The sequence below is a fragment of the Candidatus Binataceae bacterium genome (genome assembly GCA_035294265.1).
Lineage (GTDB): Bacteria > Desulfobacterota > Binatia > Binatales > Binataceae > DATGLK01.
In genome coordinates this window covers 1-6,703 of sequence record DATGLK010000082.1, presented here as the reverse complement: position 1 = coordinate 6,703, position 6,703 = coordinate 1, and the positions used below count along the sequence as shown (strand labels likewise).

Annotated in this window: 7 protein-coding genes; 6 read left to right on the top strand and 1 reads right to left on the bottom strand. The window is 62.7% G+C overall.

Going from position 1 to position 6,703, the window contains the following annotated elements; all coding sequences use genetic code 11:
- From VKV28_13060 to VKV28_13035, 6 genes are all read left to right on the top strand, one after another.
- The coding region (locus VKV28_13060) for a tetratricopeptide repeat protein (GenBank protein ID HLH77726.1) at window positions 1-835 on the top strand (835 nt) is incomplete at its 5' end.
- Between the two features lie 40 nt (window positions 836-875).
- Window positions 876-2,264, top strand: coding sequence for a LutB/LldF family L-lactate oxidation iron-sulfur protein (locus VKV28_13055; protein HLH77725.1), 1,389 nt, complete (start codon window positions 876-878; stop codon window positions 2,262-2,264).
- 113 nt (window positions 2,265-2,377) lie between these two features.
- Window positions 2,378-3,001 carry a lactate utilization protein gene (locus VKV28_13050; GenBank protein HLH77724.1) on the top strand — a complete coding sequence of 208 codons (624 nt, stop codon included), beginning with the start codon at window positions 2,378-2,380 and terminating at the stop codon, window positions 2,999-3,001.
- Window positions 2,991-3,713: a (Fe-S)-binding protein gene (locus VKV28_13045; GenBank protein HLH77723.1), complete on the top strand. Its 723-nt coding sequence runs from the start codon at window positions 2,991-2,993 to the stop codon at window positions 3,711-3,713. Before VKV28_13050 ends, VKV28_13045 begins: the two co-directional genes overlap by 11 nt.
- 77 nt (window positions 3,714-3,790) lie before the next feature.
- Complete coding sequence (locus VKV28_13040; protein ID HLH77722.1) at window positions 3,791-4,948, top strand: tetratricopeptide repeat protein; 1,158 nt, start codon at window positions 3,791-3,793, stop codon at window positions 4,946-4,948.
- 452 nt (window positions 4,949-5,400) lie between these two features.
- Window positions 5,401-6,420: a TIGR03617 family F420-dependent LLM class oxidoreductase gene (locus VKV28_13035; protein ID HLH77721.1), complete on the top strand. Its 1,020-nt coding sequence runs from the start codon at window positions 5,401-5,403 to the stop codon at window positions 6,418-6,420.
- Between the two features lie 21 nt (window positions 6,421-6,441).
- Here VKV28_13035 and VKV28_13030 read toward each other — a convergent pair.
- The coding region (locus VKV28_13030; protein HLH77720.1) for a helix-turn-helix domain-containing protein at window positions 6,442-6,703 on the bottom strand (262 nt) is incomplete at its 5' end.

Sequence of the window (6,703 nt, the reverse complement as noted above, 5' to 3'; positions counted from 1 at the left end):
CGGTGACCGATTGATGTCGGACCTTCGCGAAGAATTCAGCGCATTGGCCAGCCACGAACCGCTTCCGCTGGCGCGCGCCGCACTACTGGTCGCCAAGCAGGAATACAGCTCTCTGGACGTAGAGCATTATTTGCACCGCCTCGACGATCTCGCCGCCGCTGCGCGCTCCTTTGTCCCAACCGGCAGTGCCGTGGAAAGCGCCCAAGGGCTGTCGCGCTTCTTGTTCGAGCACTGCGGCTTTGCCGGCAACGAGATCAGCTATGGCGACCCGCGCAACTCTTTCCTCAATGACGTGCTTGAGCGCAAGCTGGGCATTCCGCTCACGCTCTCGGTGATCTATCTGGAAGTGGGCTGGCGGCTGGGAATTGCATTTGAGGGCGTTTCGTTCCCGGGCCACTTCCTGGTCAAGCTCTGTTCGCAGGGCGCGGAATTGATCATCGATCCGTTCAATCGTGGCGTTTTGCTCACGCGTCGCGAGCTGGAAATGCGCATCGCCAAAGCCACCGGGCGCGAGGTCCGGCTGGGTGCCGAGGCCTTGCGCGCCGCCACCACTCGGCAGATTGTGATTCGGATGCTACGCAACCTCAAGCAGATCTACTTGGCCGCCGCCGACTGGCCACGTGCGGTATCCGCTCTGGACCGCATGCTGATTCTGCATCCGCAGGCGCTCGATGAATTGTTGGAGCGCGCCAAATTGTACGAAATGTTGGAATGCTTTCAGCCAGCCCTGGAAGATTTGCGAAGCTTTATGCGTTTGGCTCCAGACCATCCGGCGGGCGACGCCATACGGGATAAGATCGTCAAACTCAGCCGTGCCGTAGCGCGGATGAGCTAACCCATTATCGGGCTACCCAGGAGAGTGCGGAGTTCAAGTCATGGCCGGATTCGCCAATTTCTCTCACGCCGCCGCGCAAGCCGCCAGCGACCTCGAGCTGCGGCGCAAGCTGGAAAATGCCACCGGCCATCATTTCGCCAACTTGGCCGCAGTCAAGGCCGAGTTTCCGCCCTACGAGGCCGAGCGCGACGCGTCGCGTCGAATCAAGGAGGACGCAATCGCGCATCTGGGCACTCTCCTGGCCCAACTCAAGGCCAAGCTGGAAGCGCGCGGGGTCAAGGTTTTCTTGGCGCCGGACAGCGCGAGCGCGCGCCAGTATATCTTGACTCTGGCCCAGCAAAAAGGCGTGCGGCGGGTGGTCAAGGGCAAGTCGATGACCACCGAAGAGATTGAGCTCAATCCCGCGCTGGAAGCGGCCGGGATTGAAGCAGTCGAGACCGATTTGGGCGAATATATCGTCCAGCTTCGACATGAAAAGCCATCTCACATCATCACCCCCGCCATCCATCTGTCCAAAGAAGACGTAGGCCAACTCTTCGCTGACAAGCTGCAGATCCCTTACACCAACGAGCCCAGCGCACTGACCGCGGCTGCCCGCCTAACTCTGCGTGACAAGTTCCTGGGTGCCCAAATGGGGATCACCGGAGTCAATTTTGCGGTCGCCGAAACCGGCACTCTGGTGGTCGTCGAGAACGAGGGCAACGGCCGCTTCTGTACCACCGTGCCCGAAACTTACGTCGCGGTGATGGGAATCGAAAAGGTGATTCCCAAGCTGGCCGACTTGAGCCACTTCTTAGAAGTGCTGGCGCGCACCGCTACCGGACAAAAGCTGAGCGCCTACACCAATTTCATCAGCGGCCCGCGCCGCCCCGGCGAGGCCGACGGACCGACCGAGATGCATCTGGTGGTCCTCGACAACGGCCGCAGCGCGATGCTGGCCGACCCTGTGCTGCGCGAGGCCCTGTACTGTCTGCGATGCGGGGCCTGCCTCAACGCTTGCCCGGTTTATCGCCATATCGGCGGTCACGCTTACGGCTCGACTTATCCCGGCCCGATCGGTTCCATCGTCAGTCCCAACCTGGTCGGAAGCGCTGCCGCCCATCTGCCCTTCGCTTCCACCCTGTGCGGAGCTTGCCGCGAGATTTGCCCAGTCAAGATCGATATTCCGCGCATCCTGCTCTATCTACGCTGGAAGGCGGACAAGGGAGGGCAAGTCGCATGGTCGGCTTCGGCGCGACGCGTGCGCGCGGGCGCGCGCTGGTTTGCCCGTGCCGCACGCTATCCCTGGATCGCACGGGCCGGCGGGCGGATAGCAGCTTGGATGGCCAAGCCACTGGCCCATGCCGGTTGGGTGCGTTGGATGCCGCCGCCATTCAATGCTTGGACCAAGCTGCGCGACTTCCCTGCTCCTGGCCAAAGGCAGCATTAAGGACAGGAATAATCATGGACCCCACCACCCAGGTTCTAGAGCGAATCAGGCAGGCCTTGAGCTCAGCTAACGGCACATATCCACCTAATGGTCAATCGAACGGCGTCCAAGACGTGTCGAACGGTACGACACCGGCCAGCGCCGCAGCGGCCGACCGCGCGACTTTGCAAGCCCAATTCACCAAGGAACTGCGCGCGCTGTCGGCCCAGGTCGTCGAAGCGACCTCGGAGCGCGAAGCGATCGCGACGCTGGCCAACCTGGCCAGCAGGCTGGGAGTGGGTTCCATTGGCGTGGGCGCCGATCTGAGCCTGAGCGCGCCGGAGTTGGAAGCCGCGCTGCAAGCCGCCGGCTGCCAGATCACCTGGGTCCCCAGGCAGGCCACCGAAAATTTCACCCATCGTCTGGCAGAACTGGACGCCGGATTGGTGGAGGCCGAGCATGGTATCGCGCTGACCGGCACGCTGGCGATGCTCGCCTCGCCGGGCCGCGCCCGCTCCCTGTCGTTGATTCCCAAAATTAGTTTCGTATTGCTGCGCGCCGATCGAATCCTACCCGACTTGGCGGCCGTGCTGAGCACCATCGGCCCGGCGCGGCTGGAAAGCTATCCGATGGTGCTGGTGACCGGTCCCAGCCGCACCGGCGATATTGAAAAGCGGCTGGTGCTGGGAGTTCACGGCCCCACCGCGCTGTATGTGATCGTGCTAGCTGCGGCAAGTGACGGTACACATGAAAGTTAACCTGTTCTCCACCTGTCTGGGCGAAGAGCTTTTTCCCGGCGTGCTGAACTGCGCACGCACGGTGCTGGAAAGGCTGGGAATCGAGGTCAGCGAACCGCGCGCGGCTTTCTGCTGCGGCCAAGCCGCTTTCAACGAGGGAATGCGCGAAGGCGCGCTGGATTTGGCCCGCCGCTTTCTTGACACCTATCCGCCCGCAACCCCGCTGGTCGTACCCTCGGGATCGTGCACCAGCATGCTCAAGGTTTTTTATCCCGACCTGCTCGCCGACCACCCCGACTATCTGGCCAAAGCGCGCGCGTTGATTCCGTGGATTCACGAATTTTCGGATTTTCTGGTCAACGTCCTCAAGATCGACGACGTCGGCGCCTCCTTTCCTCATCCGGTCACCTATCACCCCTCCTGCCACCTGCTGCGCGAATTGCATCTGGTCCAGCCCCCACAGCGCCTGCTGTCCAAGGTGCGCGGCTTAACTTTGGTGGAGATGCCACGCGCCACCGAATGCTGCGGCTTCGGTGGCCTGTTCTCGGTCAAGTTCCCGGAAATCTCGGGCGCGATGCTGGCGGACAAACTGCAAACCATTTATCAGACCGGCGCCGAAGTTTTGGTCGCCAACGATTGCGGTTGCTTGATGCAGATCGGCGGCGGGCTCAGCCGCGCCAACAGCCCGGTGAAAGTCCGCCACTTGGCGCAGATCCTCGCCAGCCGTGAATAAAGCACGGCCGCTTGCACGTTGAAGGCCCGGAAGTGCCACCAAATCCCGTAACTGTTAAGCTTAATTCGAGTGCTTCCATGAATTTCTGTCCAGAATGCGGCGCGCCAGTCCAACCGGCGGGCAAGTTTTGCGTGGGCTGCGGCCAAAACCTGAGCAGATGGAGCGTGGTGCCCGAGCGCGCGCCGATCCGCGTCAGCAAGCTGTTTGTCACGCTCTTCGTGGTGATCGTAATCGCCGGCCTGGGGGTAGTCGGTTTGCTGGCCCATCAACAGGAGACCATCCAGGCCAGTCGCGAGGCCGCCGCGCCGACCAATCTGCCGCCAGGCCATCCCAAAATTGAGCTGCCCAAGGTAGCGCGCGATTTTATCAACGGGGTTCAGGCCGACGCCAAGGCCAAGCCCAATGATATCGCGGCCTGGGACAAGCTGGGCGCGGTATCCCTGCGCGCCGCCCAGTTCGATCCCAGCTACTACCAGCTCGCTACCCAGGCCTTCGCCCACGTGCTCAAGCTCGATCCCAACGATCCTCCCGCCTTGCGCGGGATTGGCGACATCGACTACGACCGCCAGCAGTACGACGAAGCGATCGCGGCCTACGAGCATTACCTTAAAATCGCGCCCAACGATCCGCAGGTATTGGTCGATCTGGGCACCATGTACCTCTATACCGGCAACGCCGACCAGGCTCTGCATCTGTATCATCAGGCGGTTACAATCAAGCCCAACTTCTTCGAGGGTTACTACAACATGGCGGTGGCCTACGCGGCGCAAAACGACAACGACCACGCCCGCGCCGCCTTTGCCCAAGCGCTCAAGCAAGCTCCCGACGCCGACGCGCGCAAGCGTGTCAACGACATGCTGGCCAAGCTGAACGGCGCCCCCAGCAGTCCGCCGCCGATGGAAAGCGCGGCGGCCGACTCCGCGCCGCCGCCCTCGGCCGCCGCGGCGGTAGCGCCTGCCACCACCTTCAAGGGTCAGATCGAGGCTCTGGTGCGCAACCTGCCCGTGGCCGGGCCCAAGGTTTCCAGCGTGCAATGGCCGGCCGCCAACAAGGCGGTGGTGCTGATGGACAACTTTCCGATGGATGCGATGCCACCCTTCATCAAGCAGCGCTTCGTCTCGGATCTGAGCACGGGAATCGATCAGGCCAAGCAGACCTATCACGTGGCCACGCCCTTTCAGCTCGATATCGCCGACGCCGCATCGGGACGCGTGATGCAAACTATCTCGCGATAGCGTTTTGGCCTAGGCCTGCCAGTATGCGGAAAAGGTCCCAGCAGCTTTTCAAAGCCACGTCATTTAAGAAGATGGAGGCCGCCAAAGAGACCTGGGTGACCGCGAGCACCGCACGCGAGCCAGTGAAAAATTTCTACGGTGGCGGACGCAAAGCCCGGTGAGTCGCAACGTCGATCATTTGCGGGAAGAGCCTGCATGCTGGGGATGCTTGGCTGGCACTCAGGATGGCGCATGCGGGGTAGTCCCGGCCCAGCCTCATCGACGTATGCGAAAACCAGCCGAGCTCTGCGCAGAAGTTTCGAGACAGCAATTCCTTTTAAAAGGACTGGGCCGCCGGCCCACGTCACTGCCACTTGTTTACTGACCTCGCGAGCCACGGGTGGTGGACATGAAGCGAACGGGGGAAGAGATTATTTGCGCGACTGCGCGCGAACCAACAAGGGGATAAACCCGTGAAGCTCGATCTTCATCTAATGAGCACTGACCTGCGTCGAATCGCCGCCCAGGCCAGCGCGGCCGAGGCCGCCGGCTTCGACGGGCTGTGGACCGCCGAGACTGGCAACGATCCTTTTTTACCGCTGGTCCTGGCCGCCGAACATACCCAGCGAATAATGCTGGGTACCGCAATCGCCGTCGCTTTCGCGCGCAGCCCTATGACAGTGGCTTATACCGCCTGGGACCTCGCCCGGTTGTCTCAAGGGCGCTTCGTGCTGGGCCTGGGCAGCCAGGTCAAAGGGCACATCGAGCGGCGCTACAACATGCCCTGGCAACCGCCCGCCGCACGCATGAGAGAATATGTTGAGGCTTTGCGCGCTATCTTCAAATCCTGGCGCGAAGGCGGCAGCACGCTCTCCTATCAGGGCCGCTTCTATCGCTTCTCCCTGATGACCCCCTTTTTTACTCCGCCGGCTCATCAATGGTCCGACATTCCGATCTATATCGCCGGACTCAACCCGCGCATCACGGCCCTGGCAGGCGAGCTATGCCAGGGCTTCATCGTGCATACCTTCCACACCCCGCGCTACCTGCGCGAAGTGGTGATCCCAAACCTGGAGGCCGGGCTTGCCCGCGCCGGGCGCCAGCGCAGCGAAATTGAACTGGTCAGCGGTCTGTTCGCGATCACCGGCGACACCGAGCGGGAACGAGCCGCCGAACGCGAGGCGGTGCGCCGCCAGATCGCCTTCTATGCCTCCACTCGCGCCTATAGGCCGGTATTGGAGCTGCACGGCTGGGGCGAAATTGCGCTCCGGCTCAACCAGCGTGCCGCGCGCGGCGATTGGGCGGGGATGGCCGGCGAGATCGGCGAGGAGATGCTCGAAACCTTCGCGATCAGCGCACCGTTGGAGCAGATCGGGCAGGCAATCGCCGATCGCTACGGCGGGCTGCTGGACCGGGTATCCTTTTATCATTGGGAACCTGATCCCACCCCGCGTTGGGCGCGCGCGGTCGCCGCCCTCAAACCCGCCGCTTAAGCCCGGCCGCGCAGGCACGACTCAGGCCGCAGTGCGGGCGGAGCCTCGCCCGCCCACCCGCTCGTTGCCTCGCGAGGGACCGCTGGGTTCGGGCGTCGCTTCCAACTCCAATCGGGGCAGAATTTGCGGCGCCTGATCCAACCCCGCTCCGCGCAGCAAGACGTAACGCCGCCCCTGGCGCGCGATCACCCCGCGCTCGCTCATCTCGGTAAGCAATTTGCTCACCATCGGACGCGAGCTGCCGATCATCTCGGCCAATTCCTCTTGCGCCAGCTCCGGCGTG